The following is a 22,571-nucleotide window of genomic DNA, read 5'->3' on the forward strand; positions in this document are numbered from 1 at the left end:
AAGAAAAACCTGTAAGACAGGCCTCTAAAAAAGAACAGGAGAAACCTATTGTGACAGGCTCCTCCTAGAAAATAACCGATATATTATATATCTATATAATATACTATTTCCCACAAAAAGTAAAGTTAAACATACATTGGAAAAGTGCTTATTTTCCCCGCTATTTGTGAGCAGTAAGACTTCCCTCCGATGAATTCAAAGCAGTTAGACGGGAGATAACTGCCCGTAAGAGCCCGATTGGTGTGGGCTAATAATCATTGGGGGATGAATGATTAAAGTTTCACTTTACTGATAATGAGTACGTTCCATCGCCATTATCATATTTATATACATACAAGTAATACTTGCCTGGTTTTGCATTAAATTTCGCTTCTATATGATTCCCATTGGCTTGACCGTAAGCTGCATAATTTTGCATATCTGATTCATGGTGAAGTACCCATGTCATCCCAATTCCATACTCATTTAAAACAGAAATGTCGATATCTTTCGCTGATGCTACATTAAATGTATAAACATCAGTGTGGTCCCCGCCAATAAGACTGCCTTTTATCGTACTATTTAGCCCGATACGATTTGCTTCTTCTGGACGATTATTTGGTTCTGATTCTGTTAAACTTCCATCTTTAATCGTAACAGTTGTTTCGCTTCTGCTCTCTTTGCCTTTATCATCTTTTACTCTTAACGATACTTTATAAGAACCTTCTCTTTCATATACATGTACTGGATTCACTTCTGCACTTGTGCTTCCATCTCCAAATTCCCATAAATAAGAAACAATTTTTCCATCTTCATCGTTTGAGTCATCACTTTTAAATTGAATTCCCTCTTTTACAAGACCGCTATAAGGGCCATTTATATTAACCGTTGGAGCTTTATTTTCTCCATCATCTTTTGCGATTCCATGGAAGACTACATCATATTCAAATTCATTTGAACTATTCACACGATAATTGACGAAGTATGCTGTAACAGTTTTGTAGCCACTCCATTCTTTTTGCGCCAATTGTTCTAAAGATTCATTTACTCTTTTACTCATTGCTTTCCAATCTTCTGACTCACCTTTTGTTACATTACCTGTAAATGTGCCTTCTAGTGTAAATGTATTAAAGAATTGAGAGCTATGTTTTGTCATTTTTGCATCTTTCATAGGCAACGTATCACTAATTTCTTTTTTCACTTCAGTTAACGATTTCGGTGCATGTTCAGCTAAATAATCATCTGCTACTTCCGGTACATTATATTTATCTTGATTATCAATTAACTGCTGCATATACTCTTGATACTCTCTATTTAACTTAGAATCTTTACTTAGATTTTCACGATATGCATCATAATTTTTCACGTCATTCGCACGAATCAAATCTTGAATTTTATCAAATGTTTCAAACTGATGCGTATATAAGTAAGACTGCAATGCAAACGAGTAATTATAGAAATCCCAAGAACCGTATTTAGCAAATAGTGTACGCTCTGCTGTATAACGGCTTGCAGGATCAGATGATAATCCGCTAATTATACTCTTTCTTGGTACAACGTTATTCGTACGAGTAGATCCTGCGAAAAACTCTGCATTTCCTTCCTGGAACCAAGTTAGCCTTTCATTTTGATACATATCTCCTCTTCCAAATAAACCAGGAACTTCATATCTCCCTTGCAGATAATGAGTAAATTCATGACGGAATAACTCTTCTAAACTATAAATACTTTGCTCTGGTGTACGCTCATATGTAAAGAATGTACCTGTCTCTTCAATATAAATTCCACCGTTGTTTGTTTCATATCCATACAATTGTCTATTTAATTGATATTCATCTGGACTATTATAAATTACGATCGTCAATACATCATCCGCATTTCCTGGCTCTAACGCTTTGTCATTTCCAATTACACGGTGGTACTGTGCCTTTACTTCCTTTGCAGCCCAATATAGTCTCTTAATTTTTTCTTCTGATACTTTATCTCCTGTTTTGAACACAATTGATCCATCGTCGAATGTATACGTTTTTGGTAGGTATTGCTCTTTTCCTTCTTTACGTATTTTCTCTAAATCTACTGTATTCCCGCTATAATCTTTACCATTATAATTTGTTGTAATTTGTTCTACCGCAACAAAATAAGGTTCACTTAAGCGCGGGTACATATGCATTGCTTGTGTAACAACCTCTAATCCTTTATTTGGATTGCTATGAAACTTCCCTAAACGGCTAGCAAAATAAATGCCATTATTAACAAGCCATTTATTTTCTGGCGTTACTTCATTTAGAAGAGCAATACGATTTATTTCATTAATAAACCCATCTACTTTTCCATACCACATCGTTTCATTCGCTTCTTTACGAGCTTCAGTTAAGTACGACTGTATATCATAGTCAATACCTTGCATGATATCGTATATTGCTTGTCCCTTCATTCGATCATTTACATAAGTAGTATAATTATCATTGTATTGCTTTAAAATATTCGATGCGTATTGAACCGTTTCAACATCGCTTGAAGCATTACTAATTAATTTACCGTATGCAGATACGACTGTATCTTGTTCAACTGTACCAAGCTTAAAGTTTGGATTGTTTGCGATTGCTTTTAAAGCAGGTAAACATTTATCCTGGAAGCTTCTTTCATTTAAGTCGCTTAATTCACTATTATAAAATGCAAGATAAAAAGCTGAACGCAGCACTTCAGTAAACGTTTGAATTCCTTTTGAATCATCTTTCGTAAATGTACTACCTCTATGAGCTAATTCATCTATAATGACTTGCATTTTTCCTTTATCTTTATAAAAAGCCTTTGCATCTTCATTAAACTGGAATAAGTCTGTAATTTGGTGCCACTTAATACTGCCTAACGTTTCAACTAATTCTTGATCATTCATTTTGTTTAAATCAGCCATTGAATAGCTTTCTTTAACTTGCTTTACTGCAGTTTTCTTCGTAATAGATGCTGGTCGCTGTGAAAAATCTCCTACTTTTAAACGTTCTTGAAATGATAAAGTTTCATCAACTTTTGAAATATGTCCAACTTCATCTACCGACTTTTCAATTCCAACCGGTTTCGTTTTCAACACGTTATACGGTACTTTTTCTTCCGCTGCTGCATGAGTTTGAAGTGCGCCTAACGATAAAGCCATTGTACTAATGCTAAGCATCACTTTATTGACCTTTGATTTCTTGTTCATATCCTTGCCCCCTATTTTAATATTCCATTCAAGAATTTAACATAAAATCTGGATGTAACAATATAAAATGCAATATTTCATATTATTTCTTCCTATAATTTGTACATATCGTGAACACATTGCTCTTTACCTCCCTAAAACAAATTGCATCCTTTCACATTATAAAAAGGGAATTTTTTGACAATTAAAAACTTAATTGTTATGATTATTATAATTGTTAACTTTATTAAATAAGGGTGGGATTCTATGATAAAAAAAGAAAACAGTGTATTTTATATCTCCTTCTTGCTAACAACATTATTCATTATATGGGGAATTACCCCAGCAAGTTGGATACAAGGCTACGATTTACAAAGTGTTACATCTTCTTTAAACTCATTTATCCTCAATAAATTTGGGTGGTTTTACTCTCTACTTATGACTACAATGATTATTTTGGCTGCTTATTTAGCATTTTCTAAGTACGGTTCTATTCGTCTTGGTAAAGATGGAGAAAAGCCAAAATATAATTATCCATCTTGGCTATCCATGTTGTTTGGAGCAGGAATGGGGATTGGACTCCTCTTTTATGGAATCGCTGAACCGATTTCACATTTTACAGATCCATTAACAGGAAAAGCGGGGACAGAGGAAAGTGCCAAACTCGCTATGCAATATTCATTTTTCCACTGGGGTCTCTTTCCATGGTCACTATACGCAATGGTTGCTTTAACAATTGCATATTTCACATTCCGCAAACAAAAAGGTAGCACTATCGGGGCTACAGTTACTCCATTATTTAATCGATCGAAAAATTCTCGTATCGGAAAAACAGTCGATATTTTAGCTGTTTTAGCCACAGTATTTGGCATTGTACCATCTGTTGGGATTGGTGCTCAACAAATTGCTGGAGGATTAAGCTATTTATTCCCTTCTATTCATAACACTTTACTTACACAGCTCGTACTTATCGCCATCTTCGCCGTTTTATATTTAACGAGTGCACAAACTGGCTTAGATCGTGGGATTAAATATTTGAGTAACTTAAATTTCTCTCTTGCAGGTATTTTACTCGTCTCCTTTTTATTTTTAGGGCCAACCGTATTTATTATGAAATATTTCACATCTACACTCGGTTCTTATATTGGAGCTTTGCCTAGTATGGGATTAAATTTAGGAGCATTTAATGAAAAATCTTCTTCTTGGATTGAAAACTGGACTATTTTCTATTGGGGATGGTGGATTTCTTGGTCTCCATTCGTCGGTACATTCATCGCTCGTATTTCTAAAGGGCGCACAATAAAAGAATTTATTTTTGGAGTTGTATTAGTCCCGACTCTTATCTGTACATTTTGGTTTGCAGTATTTGGTGGTACCGCAATCCATATGGAAATGTTCCAATCGCTTGGAATAGCTGATGAAATTGCAAAAAATGGTACAGAGATTGGATTATTTGCTGTTATTTCACATCTACCATTCTCTACATTTTTAACGATTATTGGGTTAATTTTAGTAGCCACATTTTTCGTTACTTCTGCCGATTCAGCAACATTTGTTGTTTCCATGCAAACGAGTAACGGAAGTTTATCACCGAAAAATAGTTTAAAACTTATATGGGGATTAACAATCGCGATAATTGCCGCTATTTTATTACAAGCTGGAGGATTAAATGCACTACAAATCGCAGCTATAATTGCTGCGCTACCATTTTCTATTGTAGTCGTTCTTATGGTTACTTCACTCTTTAAAGAGCTACGAAAAGAAGATGTTAATTTGCAAACGAAAGAAATGCCGAAAAAAATAAAAAAGGTTATGTAACGATTGGCGCCTCAAATCACTTCTAAATCCGTAATAAAACCCATTCATATGAAATATCATTTTCATATGAATGGGTTTTTCACTCTATTATATAGTGTTGTAAACATGCTTTTTCCTCAAAATCTACTTTCTTGCACAATTTCATCAGACGAGCATTATTCGTATTCAAACATAGTACTATCTCTCTCATCCCTTGGAAGGAGAAAATATACTGAATTGCAACTTGTAATAACTGCTCTCCGACACCTTTTCCATTTATATCCCCCTTAAAAAAGACATTATCATAAGCCTATTTCAAAATGAAACTGCCATGATAATGTCTTCTCAAAAACTTATACAATTATTTTACAATATAATAAGATAATACGTTATTTATTTCTTAAATAATCTCTTTCTAAATACAAACATACTCAGTGCTGAAAGAACTGATGCTACGCCTGAAAGTAACTTTGATGTATTCGCTTGTCCACCTGTTGCTCCTAATGATTTCTTACTTTCTTCCTGTTTATTAGCAACTGGTTTATTTTCTTTCACAACTTGATGATTCATGTTTTGTTCTTGGACTACTTCGGATGGATTTACTGCTTCTTTTGAACCTTCAATTTCTTTTCCTGTTTCTTTCCCCTCCGCTTTCGACTCTTCAACTCCTGTTGTTAGCTCGTCCACTTCTTCTTTTGGCTCTTCAACTTCTTTTGCCGGTTCTTTCACTTCTTCTTTCGATCCTTCAACTTCTTTTACCGGTTCCTTCACTTCTTCTTTTATTTCTTCAACTTCTTTTACCGGCTCTTTCACTTCTTCTTTTGTTTCTTCAACTTCTTTTACCGGTTCTTTCACTTCTTCTTTTGGTATTAATTTTTCTACTATATTCTGCATTACAATGCCACTATATAATATGCCAGTCTCATAATGATCTGCATCTAAATCAAATTCATATATTTTTTCTCCTAAAGTACGCCAAATGATTCCCTCATCAGTAAGCGTTCCCCCTTCACTCTTTAGTGTAATCTTTTCAATTGGCTCTCCCTCTAAATCATATACAGAAATTTTCACTTCTTTATTTATTTCTGCATCATCCAAAATGACCTTTTGCCTTCTAACATCAATTGTTATCCACTGACCTAATTGTATTAATGGCCTTACATCACGAATCTCATTTTCAGCTAATTTTAAACTAAGTAAGTCTAGCATTGATCCAAGAACCGTTACATCTTTAATACGATTATCTGTAAGATTTAACCACTGTAAATTTTCCAATGAAGATAGTGGTGTTATATCTTCAATTTGATTATGAGATACATTTACATCGTTCAATTGTTTCAAGTTTGAGATAAACTCTATATTTTTTAGGCCTACTCCTTCTATAGTGAGTTTTTCTAAATTCGTCATGTACTCTAAACCTGTTATATCTTTTATCTCTTTTCCTTTTTCTTTAAGTATCTCTACTGTTTTAATCTGTAATAAATCTTCTTTTGTTATAGGAGCGTTTAAATTCTCTCTACCTAAATTCTCTTTATTAATATGTTGTTGTAAATTTTTATCGAGAATTACATTTTCCTTTTGTTCATTATTCTCTTTTATTGTTTCCTTGATTTCGTCTAATCTTTCAACAACATTTTGAATTACTGTTCCATTAAACTTAATACGATTCTCTTCTGGATTTATATCCAACATAAATTCATATGTTTTTTCACCGGTAGTCCCCCATTTAACAGAACCATTATTAACGAGCCCATCTTCACTCTTCAATTGAATAGTATCAAGTGGCTCTCCTTGTAAATTATAGATAGGTATTTTAACTTCCTTATCTTTTTCTACATTATCTAAAAAGATTTTTTGTCTTTGAATATCGATATATATTCTTTTTCCTAGCTCTTGAACAGGTCTAACATCACGAATTTCATTTGAACCTAGCTTTAAATCATATAAGTCTGTTAAGTGACTAAGTGGCGTTATATCTGAAATATAGTTTTCTTCTAAATTAAGTGATTGTACAGTAGATAATCTTGATAAAGGTTCGATGTTTTCTAATTCATTTTTAGCAAGATCTAACTCTACTAATTTTTTCATTGATGTAATATGTTCAATATTCGTAAGTCCATTGTTACTTAAAGATAAGTTTTTTACATTTTTCAATTGCTCAATTCCAGCAAGGTTATCATTACTAATTTGATTATTTGCCACAGTCAAAGTCCTTAAAGATTTCACTGTAAATAATGGTTTAATATCTTTTATATAATTACTATTTAAATCTAGCATTTTAATCTTCTTCATTTGGCTTAATGGGCTTAAATCTGAGATTTTATTGTTTCTCAAAGTTAAAAACTCAATATGCTCTAACTTAGCCAAAGGTCCAATATCTTCAAGTTCACCATAGGTTATACTTAATGATTTCAATTGTCTCAAGTTCGAGATAAATTTTATATTTTTTAACTTAACTTCTTCCAACGTTAAGTTTTCTAAGTTCGTCATATATTCTAGACCACTTACGTCTTGTATTCCTTTATTTTTAGCTTCAACGACTATTAAGGATTTAACTTTTAATAAATCTTCCTTAGTTATTGGATTATCTAGATTCTCTCTATTCAAGTTATATTTATTAATATGCCTTTGTAATTGCTTATCTACTATTACATTCGCATCTTGTTGATCCACTTTATCCTCTTTATTTTCCTTTTGTGCTTCTGGAACATCTTTATCTAAATTCAATGTATTTACTTCAAACTGTACTTGGTACTTATTGTCATAGGCCATCGTTGGAATATAAATATGCATTCGCATATTATACCTTTTTCCTAATTCCCCTACTTCAAACTGAATCACTTTCGTTCCATTTTTCTTTTTATCTTCTGATATTACTTTCACATCATGAAACACACCTGGAGTATGAATATCCTCTGTTTTCAAGTATTGAAAGAAATCACTATCACTTAACGTTGCTGTTACAATTTTCTTTCCATTCTCAATTGTTAATTTCGGATCCTTTATATAAACAGCTGCCATAGACTCTTCATTCGTTTTATCTTTATAAGCTTTAATAACAGCATCATATGTACCATCTTCTAAACCTTGTCCCGTTTTATTCGCCTCAATTGCTACTGCTGCTAAAGCAGGTGTCGAATATACAGCAAACGGAAGTGATAACGCCGCCGCTATAATCATTGCATTTATACGTTTTCTTTTATTTTGTTTCAACTTTACATCTCCTCCGAAATATATAATTCGAAATGTAATCATTTCTCTAGTTGACAATGATAATGATTTTCATTATCATTGTCAACTAGAGAAATAAAAAGTTTACAAAAAAAAGAACCTCTTTAAAAGAGGTTATGCCATTTTCTCACCTGATTCTTCTCTAAAAAAGCTTTTCATCGCATGAAATACGTCTGCTTTCTGCTTTAAAATATAGTATCTAAAATTTTCATCTTTAATATTTTTATAGGCTGACATGAGTGTACTGTGGCGGTTATACTGGTTCACTTCCCCATACCCAAACATATTACACTTCTTCATTAGCTCTTCAACAAGCTTTACACATCTAGCATTATCTGATGTTAAATTATCACCGTCTGAAAAATGGAATGGATAAATATTATAGCGGTCTGGTGAATATTTATTATCGATTAGCTCGAGTGCTTTTTTGTATACAGAAGAACATATCGTTCCGCCACTTTCTCCTTTTGAGAAAAACTCTTCCTCTGGAACTACTTTTGCCTCCGTATGATGGGCAATAAATTCAATATCTACTGTTTCATACTTCGTTCTTAGAAATCGCGTCATCCAGAAAAAGAAGCTACGTGCCATATATTTCTCCCATATTCCCATCGATCCACTCGTATCCATCATCGCTAATACAACAGCTTTTGAATCTGGCTTTAATACTTCATTCCAAGTGCGGAACTTTAAGTCTTCTTGGTGAATCGGATGAAAAGATGCTTTACCACTCATTGCATTTCGTTTATATGCCGATATCATTGTTCGTTTCTTATCGATATTTCCCCATAATCCTGTTTTTCTAATGTCATTAAATTCAACATGTTCAATCCGGTTTTCATCCATTTCTTTTCTCTTTAAATTAGGCAGTTCTAACTCTCTGAAAAACGCTTGCTCTAATTCTAAAATAGAGACTTCAGCTTCATAGTAATCTTCCCCAGCTGCATCTCCTGCTCCTTGCCCTTTTCCTGGCCCTTTTTGTTTTTGACCACCTGATCCATCCCTCGCAACGACATCACCAACTTTGCTGTCACCGTTTCCTTGCCCAACATGTTTATTTTTATCATAATTGTATCTAATCTTATATTCATCTAGAGAACGAATTGGTATTTTTACAACATCCTTGCCATTAGACATAACTATACTTTCTTCTGTTACAAGATCGGGTAAATTATTTTTAATTGCCTCTTGTACTTTTTCTTGATGGCGCTGTTGGTCGTCATATCCTTTGCGATGGAGGGACCAGTTTTCCTGTGAAATCGTATAATTTGGTTGATTTTCTTCGCCCATTCCTTTCCCTCCTTACTGTAATTGTCTTCCTGTATGAACAGCAATCTATAAATTTTGTTCTGTAATGTGCAAGCTAGAATGTTTGAAAGGTAACTGCCCACAGAAAATCATCCCATAAACATTTATAACGTTTTTCATACAATACCCCGAGCATCCTAAACAAAATTTTGCCACTCACATAATAGAAAGAAATATTCAGCCACTGATAAGAAAGAAACACAATGCATTGTTGCACATATTTTTACTTTGCAACATATTGTATTGTGTTGGCTTTTTTCGTATGAATGGTTGGTTACTCTATCATATGCATATTGTAAAAATAATTGACAATAAATTCATAAAATTGCATCTTAATTTATTACATTTGGACAAGGTATGACACTTTATACACATATGAACGGATAATAAAACGCTGTCCCGCAAAATACAAGAGACAGCGTTTTGTTATCAAACTATCTGTTTAACAAGCTACCTACATAGCGTAGTAATTCATTTGCTGAAGAAGAATTATAGCCATGCTCATCAATTAAACGCGCAACAACATCATTGATTTTCTTAAGCTGATTTTCGTCCGGCGTTTTCGTTGATGTTGTAATTTTCACTATATCTTTTAAATCAGCAAATAGTTTTTTCTGAATCGCTTCACGAAGACGTTCATGTGAATTATAATCAAAGCGTTTTCCTTTACGGGCATAAGCAGAAATGCGAATTAAAATCTCTTCACGGAACGCTTTCTTAGCATTTTCTGAAATTCCAATTTGCTCTTCAATTGAGCGCATTAATTTTTCATCTGGACTCATTTCTTCTCCTGTTAACGGATCACGTAATTTCGATTTATTGCAGTACGCCTCGACGTTATCTAAGTAATTATCCATAAGCGTCTTAGCTGATTCTTCATATGAATAAACAAACGCTTTTTGTACTTCTTTCTTCGCGATTTCATCGTATTCTTTTCTCGCTAATGAGATGAAATTCATGTAACGTTCACGGTCTTCATTACTAATGGATGGATGCTGATCTAGCCCATCTTTTAAAGATCTAAGTACATCTAACGCGTTAATAGATGGTACCTCTTTTCGAATGATTGTAGACGAAATTCGGTTAATGACATAACGAGGATCAATACCCTTCATACCTTCATCTTGATATTCGCGTTGTAATTCTTCTACATCAATCGCATTATAACCTTCTACCGTTTCTCCATCATACAAACGCATCTTTTTAATTAAATCAATATCCGGACGCTTCGGATCTTTTAAACGAGTTAAAATAGTGAACATTGCTGCAACGCGAAGTGTGTGTGGTGCAATGTGAACATTCGATACATCACTTTCACGAATCATTTTTTCATAAATATGTTCTTCTTCACTTACCCGTAAATTATAAGGAACTGGCATTACAATAATTCTTGAATGCAATGCTTCATTTTTCTTATTTGCTATAAATGAGCGATACTCTGTTTCATTCGTATGTGCTACAATTAATTCATCTGCTGAAATAAGCGCAAATCTTCCCGCTTTGAAATTCCCTTCTTGCGTAAGTGATAATAAGTGCCATAAAAACTTCTCATCGCATTTTAACATCTCTTGGAACTCCATCATTCCTCGGTTTGCCTTATTTAATTCTCCATCAAATCGATACGCACGCGGATCTGATTCTGAACCATATTCTGCAATCGTAGAAAAGTCCAGACTACCTGTTAAATCTGCAATATCCTGTGATTTTGGATCAGACGGGCTAAATGTACCAATCCCTGTACGGCGATCTTCCGAGAAGAAAATACGCTCTACAACTACATCCTCAATTCTTGATCCGTATTCTTGCTCTAAACGCATGACATTTAGTGGTGATAAATTCCCTTCAATTCTAACCCCATACTCATCAAAGAAATCATCTCGTAAATGATGTGGAATTAAATGCAGTGGATCCTCGTGCATTGGGCATCCTTTAATTGCAAAAATTGCTCCGCGATCTGTTCTTGAATATGTTTCTAATCCTCGTTTCAACATTGTAACTAACGTTGATTTCCCTCCACTAACAGGACCCATTAATAATAAAATTCTTTTTCTAACATCTAATCGTTTTGCAGATGGATGAAAATATTCCTCTACAAGACGTTCTAGAGCATCCTCTAATCCAAAGAGCTGATTACTAAAGAAGTTATACTTTCTTCTACCATCAACTTCTTCAATTCCAGCATCTTTTATCATATTGTAAATGCGAGAGTGTGCTGTTTGAGCCACCCATGGTCTTTCTTTCACAAGCTCCAAATACTCCGCAAACGTACCTTCCCATTGTAAACGTTCTTCTGCTGCTCGATGCTGTTCAATCTTTTTTAGAATATCCATTATAGCTCCTCCCCCATCTCCTTGTTCAATCGGATTATTATAAAAGGTATGCTAGGATGTCCTTAAACATTCTTTAAATCAAAACGAAATATATAATAGCACACTAAAATTCTCTCCAAAATTCAAAGAAAATTCTGTATAATATAGGTATTAACATTTTTACACTGCTATTCATTATAAATAAATTCTTTTCTTCTAAGAACCTTACATACATTTTGGGTAATAAATAAAACTCATGAACCGAAAAAAGTAAGGAGGATATTAGTATGAAATTATTATTAATTTTAGGTGTATCACTCACATTTCTTACAGCTATTTTTACATCCGGTTACAATGACAAACCAGGTACACATAAAAAATGATGTGCTTTTAGCACATCATTTTTTATTTATAATACATATTTTCCATATCATATTTGGATAGTGGTCGGCTATAATAATAGCCTTGTACAAGCTTCACATTCTTTTCTTTCAAAAACTGTATTTGCTCCTTTTTTTCTACTCCTTCTGCAATTACATTTAATTCTAAAGTATGAGCTAAATGAATAATTGCAGCTGTAATATTCGTATCACGTTCATCTATATGTATACCTTCCATAAAAGAACGATCAATTTTTAAAGTATCAATTGGATATGTTTTTAAATAACTTAAAGATGAATAGCCTGTTCCAAAATCATCTAAATGAATCTTTAAATTTTGTTCTTTTAATTGTAGTAACACTCTCTTTGATATATCTTTATGTATAAGAGCTCCTTCTGTAACCTCTATCGCTAATAAATGAGCTGATACATTGTACTTATTTAAAGCCCGTGTAATCATCTCTATTAATGTAATAGAACGAAAGTGTCTAGCTGAAATATTAACCGCAATTGGGACCACTTCATATCCTTTATTTAACCATTCGCGCAGTTGCTGACACACTTGATTTACTACCCATTCATCGAGCTTAATAATAAATCCTGTTCTTTCTGCCAACGGAATAAATTGGTTTGGAGAAACAAATCCTAATTCCTTATTATCCCACCTTATTAAAGCTTCCATACTAGCTATTTTTTTCGTTTCAATATTAATTTGTGGCTGATAATATAAGAAAAATTCATTTTTTTCTATAGCACGATGTAACTGGTTTTCTATTATAAACCTTTGTTCACGCTCACAGTCTAATCCACTACAATAAAAATGATAATGTCCTTTTCCTTTTTCTTTTGCTTTTTCTAAAGCAGCATCGACCCTCTGAAATAGTATTTTTTCATCTTCTCCATCTGCTGGAGCCATTACAATTCCAATTGATGCACTTAAATATACATCTTCTTCTTCGATTACAAAATATTCACTAATATTTTTCAGTATGCTTTTTGCAACTTCCTCTACATATTCTTTCGTTATATTTTCTATCAACATAACAAATTGATCATCGTGTTCTCTAAATAAGTGCATATCTTCTATTTTTAGATTGCTTAAACATTCTGTAACTTTTTGTAATACTTTATCTCCCTCTTTATGACCAAATGTATCATTAATACGATGAAACTCATCTAAATCTATAAATACAAGTGCAAAATTTACACTCTCATTTAAAAAAGTATTTAACTTATTTGTACATGAAATTCTATTCATTAATCCCGTTAACTGGTCATAGTAAGCTAAATATTCTGTTCGCATTTCGTTTAATACTTGCCTTGTAACATCTCTCGTAACAATATAAATCCCAACAATTTCACCGTTCACAATAATCGGGATAGTTCTCAAAGAAATATATAGCTCGTACCCTTCTTTATGAACATATTTCTTTGAAACAATTTGTTTTGCTTTTCCTTGCATCGATCCCTTAAATATAATTTGAAAATCTTTTTCATATTCTTTATTAATGAATTCAAAAATAAATTTATTATTTAATTCCTCATACCGGTATCCAAATATTTCATACGTTGCCGGATTTGCATATGTAACTCTCCCTATAGAATCTATAGATATAATTGAGTCATTATTATATTCCAGTAACGACTTAAATAACATTTGTTTTTCCTCTATCTCTGTCTTCTCCTCAATTTGAGCTGTAATATCTCTTGTAATACAAATAACAAATTGACATATTCCTTCTTCGTCGCAGACAGGATTAAGTGAAGATTCATAATGTATCTCACCTTTTGGTAAATTGACTACATCACAAAAGGTGTGTGCTTTCGCTTCTCTCACTACTTTTGCATATTGCCTTTGCAATATCCCCGCTATATCTTTTGGTAATACTTCTGCAAAGGTTTTTCCATAGCACTCTTCGCTTAACCTAGCATAATCCATTCCTATTTTATTCACATACATATATTGAAACGTTTCATTATCAATAACTTTCAATATGAATACTAAATCTTGAATAGCATGTAATAATCCTTGTCTAATTAAATCCATATCTATCATACTTAAAAAGGTATTTTGATTACTATATTCTTCCTTCATATTTATCTCAACCCGTCTTATCTATTTTTAATCATATATCCCATTCTATATGATTATGTCCCCTCTTTTAAATGTATGATTATATATTATTTTTATTTTATAAAAAAAAGTCGCCATATGGCGACTTTTAATAAACGATTTCTAAATCTAATCCAGGGTAATTTTGTTGACGGAACGCTTCATAAATTAAAATTGCTGCTGTATTAGATAAATTTAATGAACGTACTTTATCTGTCATTGGAATACGTAAACAATGATCAAAGTTTTCTTCGATTACATTAGCTGGTAAGCCGTTTGTTTCTCTTCCAAATACAAAATAGTAATCCTTCTCGCGCTTGCTATAGTCAAACGCTGTATGAGCTTTCTCGCCATACTTTGTTAAATAGAAGAATTCACCGTCTTTATTTTTTTCATAAAATTCTTCAATTGAATCATAGTACGTAATTTTTACGTGCTGCCAATAATCTAATCCTGCACGCTTTAACATTTTATCATCCGTTGAAAATCCAAGCGGTCTAATCAAATGTAATTCTGTTCCAGTTGCTGCACAAGTACGAGCAATATTCCCTGTATTTGCTGGAATTTCTGGCTGATATAAAACAACATGTACTCCCACGCGATATTCACCTCTGTTTTTTGTCTACTACGTATTATACCACTTGAGCGAAAAATCTCTACCCATTAATAATATGAAAGAACTTATATTTCATTTGTGGTGTATATTTACTAGAGTCTTCATAGTTCCAATAACGTCGACGGCTATTCGCTGAATGTGCATTTACAAGCGGCATACCATCTGCATCTTTTGCTACTACAATCGTCGTATGATTCCATCTTCCGTCATCCTCGAAATCATAAGCAATGACATCTCCAAGAATAAGTTCTTCTGGCCTCTCTACCGCCTCTGCTCGAAGTCCTGTTGTAGCACCTGACAAATACCAATAAAAAGAATGTGCAACAGCCCAGCTCCAGCTCCACTGATTCTCCCTTTGCCACCATCCTTTACGAATATTAGGATATCCGCTCATAGGTACTTCTCCAGTATGAAGACATTGAGAAATGAAATTCGTACAATTATCAGGGAAATTACGATACATAGGATTTCGGTCATCCCACCAACGCTCTGCATATTTCACTGCCTCTAAACGATTATACTGATAAGAACCGTACTTCTCTTTCGTAATTTCCCTTTCTAATGTCTCACCCATTCTAATTTCTTCTGACACTTCAATAGCATAATCGCCTATAATCCGACTATTATTTAAACAAACTCTTCGTTTTAATTGTTCCTCTTCAATATAAAATAATTCTTTATGCTTAATTAAATATTTAAAATGTATTTGATAATCAATTTCTTGATGGTCATTACTATTTAATTGCCTAATGAAAGAAACATCCGCAGTTGCTTTCACTATATGTGCACTACGTCTTTGAAACAATTGTTTCTTTCTCAGTGCCATTTGTAGTAAATCCTCAGCAATACCATCCACATTCGTTCTTTTCTCCGTTATATATGCTAAAAATTGTTGTACTTGGTTTTCAATCTTCGTTTTTACAACCATTCTGTCTCCCTCCCATATTACAATATGAAAAAGGGAAATATTATCTACTCTTTTTTCTGTGCTAACAATTCAAGCCCGCGATTCATTTCATGAAGCACTTCTTCATCTTTCTCACGTTCCATCGCTTTCTCAATCGCTTCGCCTACTCCATCTCCGCCAATTTTCCCAAGTGCCCATGCTGCCGTTCCGCGTAGTACTGGTCTTGGGTCATCTTTCATAACACCAATTAAATCAGGAATTGCCGATGTTTCTTTAAAATGTGCTAATGCTAAAATCGCATTTCTTTGCAGTGGCTTTTTCCCTCTCCATGACCCTGACATAATCCCATATTTCTCTTTAAAATCACGATTACTAATTGTTAAAAGTGGCGTTAATAATGGTTTAACTAGCTCAGGATTCGGCTCCATCTCAGGATGATTATGAAAATCCATTCCTTTGTTTTTCGGGCAAACAGTCTGACACGTATCACATCCATATATACGATTTCCTATTTTATCGCGATATTCTTCAGGTAGGAATCCTTTCGTCTGTGTTAAAAACGCAATGCACTTCTTCGAATCTAACTGTCCCCCCTGTATTAAAGCACCGGTAGGACAAATATCGATACATTTCGTACAGCCCCCGCATTGATCTTCTATCGGCTTATCTGGCGGGAATGGAACATTTGTAATCATTTCCCCTAAGTATACGTACGAACCAAATTCAGGTGTAATAATAGAGCAGTTTTTACCGCTCCATCCAATGCCTGCACGCTCTGATACAGCTCGATCACTTAATTCACCTGTATCAACCATGGACTTCACTTCTATATCCGGAAGTTTTTCAATTAAATATGCTTCTAATTTTTGCAAACGATCTCGTAAAACAAGATGATAATCTTGTCCCCAAGAAGCACGACAAAAAATCCCACGGCGTTCTCCACGCTTACTTAATGGTGCATTTTTTAATTTTGAAGGATATGCTAAAGCAATCGCAATAATTGATTTAGCACCCGGTAATAACAGTTGCGGATTCGTTCTCTTCTCTATATCAGGCTCTTCAAATCCAGATTGATAATTTAATTGTTGTTGCTGGATTAAGCGCTGCTTTAATTCCTCAAAAGGAGAAGCACTCGCAAAGCCTATTTTATCTATGCCAATTGTTTTACTATACGCAATTACATCTTGCTTTAATTGTTCAAAATCCACTCTTAATCGCCTCCTCAGATGAATCCATCCCTTATGTAACGACTCTATTGGTTAGTAATTCACTTTTGGAATACTATTATTTACTTCTATTTTCGCATGTAATTAGGTTTTTCAAACATTAAAAAACGCAATGCCTCGTTTATCTCGGAAACGAAACACTGCGTTGATCACAATTTATAGAAAAACATTTAATAAAATTTGGAGCGGGTGAAGAGAATCGAACTCTCGACCAGAGCTTGGAAGGCTCTTGTTTTACCACTAAACTACACCCGCAAATATGAATTACATATAAGATATTAGAATAACTTATGTAAAGTAGTATAGCATGTAAAAAAAGTAGAGGCAAGAATTTTATCGAAAAAAGTCGAAAAAGTGATGAGAGACCTCATCACTTTTTCAATTCTTTATCAATTGCCTTCTTCATACTATCGAAATCAGGGTTTGCAAGATTTCCGTTTACATATACAGAAGGAGCACCTTGAACTTTTAATTTTTGAGCACGATCTGAATCTTTACGTACTTTTTCTTTAATGTCTTTACTGTGTAAATCTTTCTTAAATTGCTCTACATCAACTTTTGGAAGTTTCTCTTTCACAATGCTAAGAAGCAAATCTTCTGTAATCCATTCTTCCGTATCTTTCTTTTGATTTTGATAAATCTCATCATAGAAAATCCAGAATGAATCTTTATCTTGTTTATAAATTGCTTCACCAGCTGCTGCACCTAAATCCGAGTCTTTTCCGATAAATGGGAAGTTAATAAAATATAACTGCACTTTGCCTTTATCAATATACTCTTCTTTTAATCGAGGTAATACTGTTACATCCCAAGTACGACAAGCAGGACATTTAAAGTCTCCAAATTCAACTACCTTAACTGGAGCATCATCTTTCCCTAAAGATTGTTGCGTAGAATAAGCAAACATCTCATTCCCTTTATCTTTTTTGTCATTTATGATGCTATACGCAATTGTTCCAATTACAATCAATACTGCGATAGAAAAAACTATACCAAGAGCCATGAGTTTATTTGATTTCATATACATTCCTCTTTAAATTCATATTCTGTATACAGCATTGTACACAATACACATAATATCAACACTTATATACGTCACGCAATGAACACGCTCACATAAATTACAAAAACACAATAATTGTGACGATATTGTGTCACGATTTGTCACAATTTATTCAAAAAAAGAAGCTCCTCTGTAGGAACTTCTCTTAACTTACTGCTTTTTTACGCGCGCTATTTAACATCGACTGCTCTATTTTTATATCATGACGAATTACTAATTTCTCACTAACTGCTTGAACATACTCATCATGGCTTATATAGCCTTCTTTCTCCATTAGTCTCAAAACGACATTTCGTCTCTCTACTGCTTTATCATAGTTTTGGGCAGGTGAGTAATAAGCAGGTGCTTTTACTACAGCAGCCATCATTGCACTTTCAGCCAACGTTAATTGGTTCACCTTTTTACCGAAGTAAAGGTTTGCTGCTTTTTCAATTCCCCACGCTCCTTCTCCATAATAAATATTACTTACATATAATTTTAAAATTTCATCCTTCGTAAATGTGCGTTCAATTTTTTTCGTATAAAAAATCTCTTTCCACTTACGAGAAAATGTACGTTCATTTGTTAAAAAGGCATTTTTAGATAGCTGTTGTGTAATCGTGCTTCCTCCTTGCACGACACCACCAGCCTTTATATTCTCAACTGAGGCTCTAATAATTGCTATATAATCTAAACCGTTATGATGATAAAATCTTTTATCTTCTGTCGCAATAAATGCATGTGTTAATGATTCTGGCACCTCTAACTTAGCCGGTACATGTAATTTACTAATATCACTTTTCTCAATCATTACATTTCCAATGAATAATAACGTACAACTTAACAATAATAATATTATAATGGCTTTATAAAAAAGTTTAGTCATTGGATTTAATGCAACTTTTTGATGATAGTTCACCCTAGATAATACTCGTTCTTTCATCTTGAACACCTCTTTTCCACACAGCATATAACTCTTACTTTAAGAATACATTGTTGTAAAAAAATATCCCATCGATTTCTCTTACACGTACCTTACATCATTGTAAGGTATAAAGTGGAACTTTAATGAGCCCTCATCAATCAGGCTTACTGCCCAGCAAATAGTGGGATAAAAAAGTATTGTATCACAGTATTTTTTTATCTACTATTCATCTGAAATATTGAATATAGGTTATGTTAAAGCACGAATAACCAATAAAAGAGAAACCCTTAAGACTATTATATTTTCACTTTACACTTTAATTATATCATCTACCAATATATATACTTTTGACTATCTAGTAATCTAAATGTATATAACATATAGATTCATTATACAGAACAAACGTTCTGCAAATCAATACTAGTGCTATTATTATTTTGACCTTTTTCTTGAACAGTATACAAAAAAGAGCAGTGATTCGAATGTATCTCAAATCGGCTACTCTTTTCTTTACAATCTTCCTATTAAATTATACGGCTGTACTTCCCACGTTTCATACGGAATAAAATGTGTTGCTCTCATTGCATCAAGCGTTCTGGATTTCATATGAGGACGCGTTATATACTCATCTATGTTCTCTTCATTTAAATCAACAAATTTAGCCTCTTGTATCTCTTCAGGTTGAGTTTTTATTTCACCACTTATATATGCTACTTTAAAAACAACAGCTAGAATATGCATAGAGGTATTATAATAAACCCCTGTAATTCCGATAGGCTTCACCGTTAGCCCTGTTTCCTCTTTTATTTCCCTACAGACAGCTTGATCGAGCGCTTCGCCTTCTTCTACCTGTCCTCCTGGCAACTCCCATGTATCAGCTCGCCAGTGCACTTTTGTTAATAACACTTCATTTTTTTCATTTGTTAAATAACCTGCTACAGCAACTATATGCTTTGGTGTCTTATGTTCCATATTAAGCCTCCTAGAGATAATGAATATTATATATATCCCTATAATCATATTCACTACCTACAACAAAATACCTTTAATACTTCATCACCTTAATTAACTTCATAAAAAAAGACCCTATCCGCTAAGCGAAAAGGGTCATCTATCGTATTACTCTCCTAAGTCTACGTTGTGATAAACTTGTTGAACATCTTCCAAATCTTCTAATGCATCAACCATTTTCTCAAATTGTGCTTGAGCATCTTCAGGAAGTGTTACATCACTTTGTGCAAGCATTGTTAATTCTGCAACTGTAAACTCCTCAACGCCAGCACCTTTAAGTGCAGATTGTACTGCATGGAATTGATCTGGTTCAGCATACACGATAACAGAATCTTCTTCTTCTAGAATATCACGTGCATCTACATCTGCTTCCATTAAAATTTCAAGAACTTCATCTGATGTTTTACCTTCAAGGCCGATAACAGCTGTCGCATCAAACATGTAAGCTACAGAACCGTTCACACCCATATTACCACTGTTTTTGCTAAATGCAGCTCGTACATCTGCTGCAGTACGGTTTACGTTATTTGTAAGTGTATCTACAATAACCATAGCTCCATTTGGTCCGAATCCTTCATAACGAAGCTCGTCATAATTTTCTTCTGAACCGCCTTTTGCTTTTTCAACTGCACGATCAATAATTGTTCTTGGAACATTGTATGTTTTCGCACGCTCTAATACAACTCTTAGCGCTTGGTTTGATTCTGGATCTGGCTCGCCTTGTTTTGCTGCCACATAAATTTCACGCCCAAATTTCGCGTATATACGGCTTGTATTTGCATCTTTTGATGCTTTTTTGTCTTTAATATTGTTCCATTTACGGCCCATACTTTCCACTCTCTTTCCCGTTTTAAATCTACATAAAAATATTAATATGAAATATAATGTGTGTTCAACACATTTTTAAAAGAAATATAAAAAGTTCATTTTTGATTCATATTATAGACATAATATAAATCACTATCATTTTGTTCTTTCGACAAGTTATATTATACATGAATTCCTACGTTTATTACGAATTTTAGAAGCACATAGTATAATTTAACAAAAAGACTCTAACATTTCTGTTAGAGTCTTTTTATATTGCTGACACCTATTTCCATAATATTCCCATAATTACTTTCTATTGCTGTATAATAAAAATAGGGAAAAATTTAAAGAAAAGAGAGAGGGAGAATTATGACACATTCAAATGAGAAAAAAGCACATAGTCTTAAAGGGATAGAAGAAAAGTTAAACCCAACTATCTATCAAGTGAGATTCATGAAATTAGATGAACCAATTCAATTTGAGTCGTTCCCTGAATTAAAAGATTTAGGGGACTGGTTAAGTACTTCAACGCACATGTGGTCGTGCCACTCAACTATGTATAAGTACAACAGAGAAAAGTTTGAAAAGAAGTTTTTAGAGATTACAAACTTAACCGTTGATAATGTACTAATATCTACTGGTGGTATCGGATTTAACTTCATGTCACCGGGGTGGAGAAATTCTCTCTAGAGTACTCGAAAGAAATATTGTATATACAATACTTTTTCTGCTTATTTTGTCATGTAATGAAAAGAAAACAAAAAAGCTCTATACTAATAGTATAGAGCTTTTTTACGCCGTTCATGATACCGATGGTCGGGGTCGAACCGACACTCCCGAAGGAACACGATTTTGAGTCGTGCGCGTCTGCCAATTCCGCCACATCGGCACAAAAGAAAAGGCGGCAACCGGATTTGAACCGGTGATAAAGGTTTTGCAGACCTCTGCCTTACCACTTGGCTATGCCGCCATATTAAATTTTATTGGAGCGGAAGACGGGATTCGAACCCGCGACCCCAACCTTGGCAAGGTTGTATTCTACCACTGAACTACTTCCGCAAAAATGGCTGGGCTAGCTGGATTCGAACCAGCGCATGACGGAGTCAAAGTCCGTTGCCTTACCGCTTGGCTATAGCCCATCGAATTCTTACTTAATTATATGTAAGTATCCATTAGATTATTTGTAATTTTTAAAATAAAAATGGGGCGACTGATGGGAATCGAACCCACGAATGCCGGAGCCACAATCCGGTGCGTTAACCACTTCGCCACAACCGCCATGTTGTGTAAATATATTTGGCAGGGGCAGTAGGAATCGAACCCACACTGGAGGTTTTGGAGACCTCAGTTCTACCTTTAAACTATGCCCCTATGTAAATGGTGGAGGGGGGCAGATTCGAACTGCCGAACCCGAAGGAGCGGATTTACAGTCCGCCGCGTTTAGCCACTTCGCTACCCCTCCGAAACTTACATGGTGCCGGCTAGAGGACTTGAACCCCCAACCTACTGATTACAAGTCAGTTGCTCTACCAATTGAGCTAAGCCGGCGTATTTTATTAAAATAAATGGTGGCTCGGGACGGAATCGAACCGCCGACACGAGGATTTTCAGTCCTCTGCTCTACCGACTGAGCTACCGAGCCTTATTAAAATGGCGGTCCCGACCGGGGTCGAACCGGCGATCTCCTGCGTGACAGGCAGGCATGTTAACCACTACACCACGGGACCATTTGGTTGCGG

The 22,571-nt window shown here is 34.2% G+C and carries 14 protein-coding genes, 11 tRNA genes and 1 pseudogene; 2 read left to right on the forward strand and 24 right to left on the reverse strand.

What is annotated here, in order from left to right; all coding sequences use genetic code 11:
• Nucleotides 1-280: 280 nt before the first annotated feature.
• Complete coding sequence (gene colA / locus F3I02_RS17485; protein ID WP_196478248.1) at nucleotides 281-3,178, reverse strand: collagenase ColA; 2,898 nt, start codon at nucleotides 3,176-3,178, stop codon at nucleotides 281-283.
• 246 nt (nucleotides 3,179-3,424) lie between these two features.
• Between colA and opuD the strand changes: the two genes are divergently transcribed.
• Nucleotides 3,425-4,975: a glycine betaine transporter OpuD gene (gene opuD / locus F3I02_RS17490; protein ID WP_196478249.1), complete on the forward strand. Its 1,551-nt coding sequence runs from the start codon at nucleotides 3,425-3,427 to the stop codon at nucleotides 4,973-4,975.
• A 79-nt stretch (nucleotides 4,976-5,054) separates the two neighbouring features.
• Here opuD and F3I02_RS17495 read toward each other — a convergent pair.
• From F3I02_RS17495 to F3I02_RS17555, 13 genes and pseudogenes are all read right to left on the reverse strand, one after another.
• A pseudogene (locus F3I02_RS17495) lies at nucleotides 5,055-5,225 on the reverse strand (N-acetyltransferase); the annotation flags it as partial.
• Between the two features lie 122 nt (nucleotides 5,226-5,347).
• A complete protein-coding gene (locus F3I02_RS17500; protein WP_196478250.1) occupies nucleotides 5,348-8,167 on the reverse strand; it encodes an NEAT domain-containing protein in 2,820 nt (939 codons plus the stop codon).
• A 132-nt stretch (nucleotides 8,168-8,299) separates the two neighbouring features.
• On the reverse strand, nucleotides 8,300-9,475 hold the full coding sequence (gene yhbH / locus F3I02_RS17505) for a sporulation protein YhbH (protein ID WP_000503518.1): 1,176 nt from the start codon (nucleotides 9,473-9,475) through the stop codon (nucleotides 8,300-8,302).
• A 452-nt stretch (nucleotides 9,476-9,927) separates the two neighbouring features.
• Nucleotides 9,928-11,823, reverse strand: coding sequence for a PrkA family serine protein kinase (locus F3I02_RS17510; protein WP_000353273.1), 1,896 nt, complete (start codon nucleotides 11,821-11,823; stop codon nucleotides 9,928-9,930).
• A 384-nt stretch (nucleotides 11,824-12,207) separates the two neighbouring features.
• Nucleotides 12,208-14,277 (reverse strand): sensor domain-containing protein, encoded by a 2,070-nt coding sequence (locus F3I02_RS17515; protein WP_196478251.1) that lies wholly within the window; start codon nucleotides 14,275-14,277, stop codon nucleotides 12,208-12,210.
• Between the two features lie 127 nt (nucleotides 14,278-14,404).
• A complete protein-coding gene (gene trmL, locus F3I02_RS17520) occupies nucleotides 14,405-14,893 on the reverse strand; it encodes a tRNA (uridine(34)/cytosine(34)/5-carboxymethylaminomethyluridine(34)-2'-O)-methyltransferase TrmL (protein WP_000538147.1) in 489 nt (162 codons plus the stop codon).
• Between the two features lie 58 nt (nucleotides 14,894-14,951).
• On the reverse strand, nucleotides 14,952-15,839 hold the full coding sequence (locus F3I02_RS17525; protein ID WP_000260592.1) for an amidase domain-containing protein: 888 nt from the start codon (nucleotides 15,837-15,839) through the stop codon (nucleotides 14,952-14,954).
• Nucleotides 15,840-15,883: 44 nt separating this feature from the next.
• Complete coding sequence (gene queG / locus F3I02_RS17530; protein WP_144608322.1) at nucleotides 15,884-17,026, reverse strand: tRNA epoxyqueuosine(34) reductase QueG; 1,143 nt, start codon at nucleotides 17,024-17,026, stop codon at nucleotides 15,884-15,886.
• 199 nt (nucleotides 17,027-17,225) lie between these two features.
• Nucleotides 17,226-17,299: transfer RNA gene (locus F3I02_RS17535), tRNA-Gly, on the reverse strand.
• 115 nt (nucleotides 17,300-17,414) lie between these two features.
• Nucleotides 17,415-18,065, reverse strand: coding sequence for a DsbA family protein (locus tag F3I02_RS17540; RefSeq protein ID WP_000841306.1), 651 nt, complete (start codon nucleotides 18,063-18,065; stop codon nucleotides 17,415-17,417).
• A gap of 187 nt (nucleotides 18,066-18,252) precedes the next feature.
• Nucleotides 18,253-19,029 (reverse strand): transglycosylase domain-containing protein, encoded by a 777-nt coding sequence (locus F3I02_RS17545; protein ID WP_153582759.1) that lies wholly within the window; start codon nucleotides 19,027-19,029, stop codon nucleotides 18,253-18,255.
• Between the two features lie 492 nt (nucleotides 19,030-19,521).
• Nucleotides 19,522-19,983, reverse strand: coding sequence for an NUDIX hydrolase (locus tag F3I02_RS17550; RefSeq protein WP_000400456.1), 462 nt, complete (start codon nucleotides 19,981-19,983; stop codon nucleotides 19,522-19,524).
• Between the two features lie 147 nt (nucleotides 19,984-20,130).
• Complete coding sequence (locus F3I02_RS17555) at nucleotides 20,131-20,850, reverse strand: YebC/PmpR family DNA-binding transcriptional regulator (protein WP_000532952.1); 720 nt, start codon at nucleotides 20,848-20,850, stop codon at nucleotides 20,131-20,133.
• Between the two features lie 351 nt (nucleotides 20,851-21,201).
• Here F3I02_RS17555 and F3I02_RS17560 point away from each other — a divergent pair, with 351 nt between their 5' ends.
• Nucleotides 21,202-21,522, forward strand: coding sequence for a DUF3884 family protein (locus F3I02_RS17560; protein ID WP_196478252.1), 321 nt, complete (start codon nucleotides 21,202-21,204; stop codon nucleotides 21,520-21,522).
• Nucleotides 21,523-21,639: 117 nt separating this feature from the next.
• Here the strand turns inward: F3I02_RS17560 and F3I02_RS17565 are convergent.
• From F3I02_RS17565 to F3I02_RS17610, 10 genes are all read right to left on the reverse strand, one after another.
• Nucleotides 21,640-21,721 (reverse strand) — tRNA-Leu (locus tag F3I02_RS17565).
• A gap of 10 nt (nucleotides 21,722-21,731) precedes the next feature.
• Nucleotides 21,732-21,802 (reverse strand) — tRNA-Cys (locus tag F3I02_RS17570).
• A gap of 14 nt (nucleotides 21,803-21,816) precedes the next feature.
• A tRNA-Gly gene (locus tag F3I02_RS17575) sits at nucleotides 21,817-21,891 on the reverse strand.
• A gap of 5 nt (nucleotides 21,892-21,896) precedes the next feature.
• Nucleotides 21,897-21,971 (reverse strand) — tRNA-Gln (locus tag F3I02_RS17580).
• A 63-nt stretch (nucleotides 21,972-22,034) separates the two neighbouring features.
• A tRNA-His gene (locus F3I02_RS17585) sits at nucleotides 22,035-22,110 on the reverse strand.
• A 19-nt stretch (nucleotides 22,111-22,129) separates the two neighbouring features.
• Nucleotides 22,130-22,203: transfer RNA gene (locus F3I02_RS17590), tRNA-Trp, on the reverse strand.
• 7 nt (nucleotides 22,204-22,210) lie between these two features.
• Nucleotides 22,211-22,294 (reverse strand) — tRNA-Tyr (locus F3I02_RS17595).
• A 10-nt stretch (nucleotides 22,295-22,304) separates the two neighbouring features.
• Nucleotides 22,305-22,380, reverse strand: a tRNA-Thr gene (locus F3I02_RS17600).
• 18 nt (nucleotides 22,381-22,398) lie between these two features.
• Nucleotides 22,399-22,474 (reverse strand) — tRNA-Phe (locus tag F3I02_RS17605).
• A gap of 9 nt (nucleotides 22,475-22,483) precedes the next feature.
• A tRNA-Asp gene (locus tag F3I02_RS17610) sits at nucleotides 22,484-22,559 on the reverse strand.
• Between the last annotated feature and the right edge of the window lie 12 nt (nucleotides 22,560-22,571).

The sequence above is a fragment of the Bacillus sp. SRB3LM genome (genome assembly GCF_015712745.1).
In the GTDB taxonomy this organism is placed as follows: domain Bacteria; phylum Bacillota; class Bacilli; order Bacillales; family Bacillaceae_G; genus Bacillus_A; species Bacillus_A thuringiensis_K.

Bases quoted from the DNA above. Each gene is read 5' to 3' on its own strand.
- colA (WP_196478248.1), bottom strand. From the start codon at position 3,178: ATGAACAAGAAATCAAAGGTCAATAAAGTGATGCTTAGCATTAGTACA.
- opuD (WP_196478249.1), top strand. From the start codon at position 3,425: ATGATAAAAAAAGAAAACAGTGTATTTTATATCTCCTTCTTGCTAACA.
- yhbH (WP_000503518.1), bottom strand. From the start codon at position 9,475: ATGGGCGAAGAAAATCAACCAAATTATACGATTTCACAGGAAAACTGG.
- F3I02_RS17510 (WP_000353273.1), bottom strand. From the start codon at position 11,823: ATGGATATTCTAAAAAAGATTGAACAGCATCGAGCAGCAGAAGAACGT.
- F3I02_RS17515 (WP_196478251.1), bottom strand. From the start codon at position 14,277: ATGAAGGAAGAATATAGTAATCAAAATACCTTTTTAAGTATGATAGAT.
- F3I02_RS17525 (WP_000260592.1), bottom strand. From the start codon at position 15,839: ATGGTTGTAAAAACGAAGATTGAAAACCAAGTACAACAATTTTTAGCA.
- F3I02_RS17540 (WP_000841306.1), bottom strand. From the start codon at position 18,065: ATGAAATCAAATAAACTCATGGCTCTTGGTATAGTTTTTTCTATCGCA.
- F3I02_RS17545 (WP_153582759.1), bottom strand. From the start codon at position 19,029: ATGAAAGAACGAGTATTATCTAGGGTGAACTATCATCAAAAAGTTGCA.
- F3I02_RS17550 (WP_000400456.1), bottom strand. From the start codon at position 19,983: ATGGAACATAAGACACCAAAGCATATAGTTGCTGTAGCAGGTTATTTA.
- F3I02_RS17555 (WP_000532952.1), bottom strand. From the start codon at position 20,850: ATGGGCCGTAAATGGAACAATATTAAAGACAAAAAAGCATCAAAAGAT.
- F3I02_RS17560 (WP_196478252.1), top strand. From the start codon at position 21,202: ATGACACATTCAAATGAGAAAAAAGCACATAGTCTTAAAGGGATAGAA.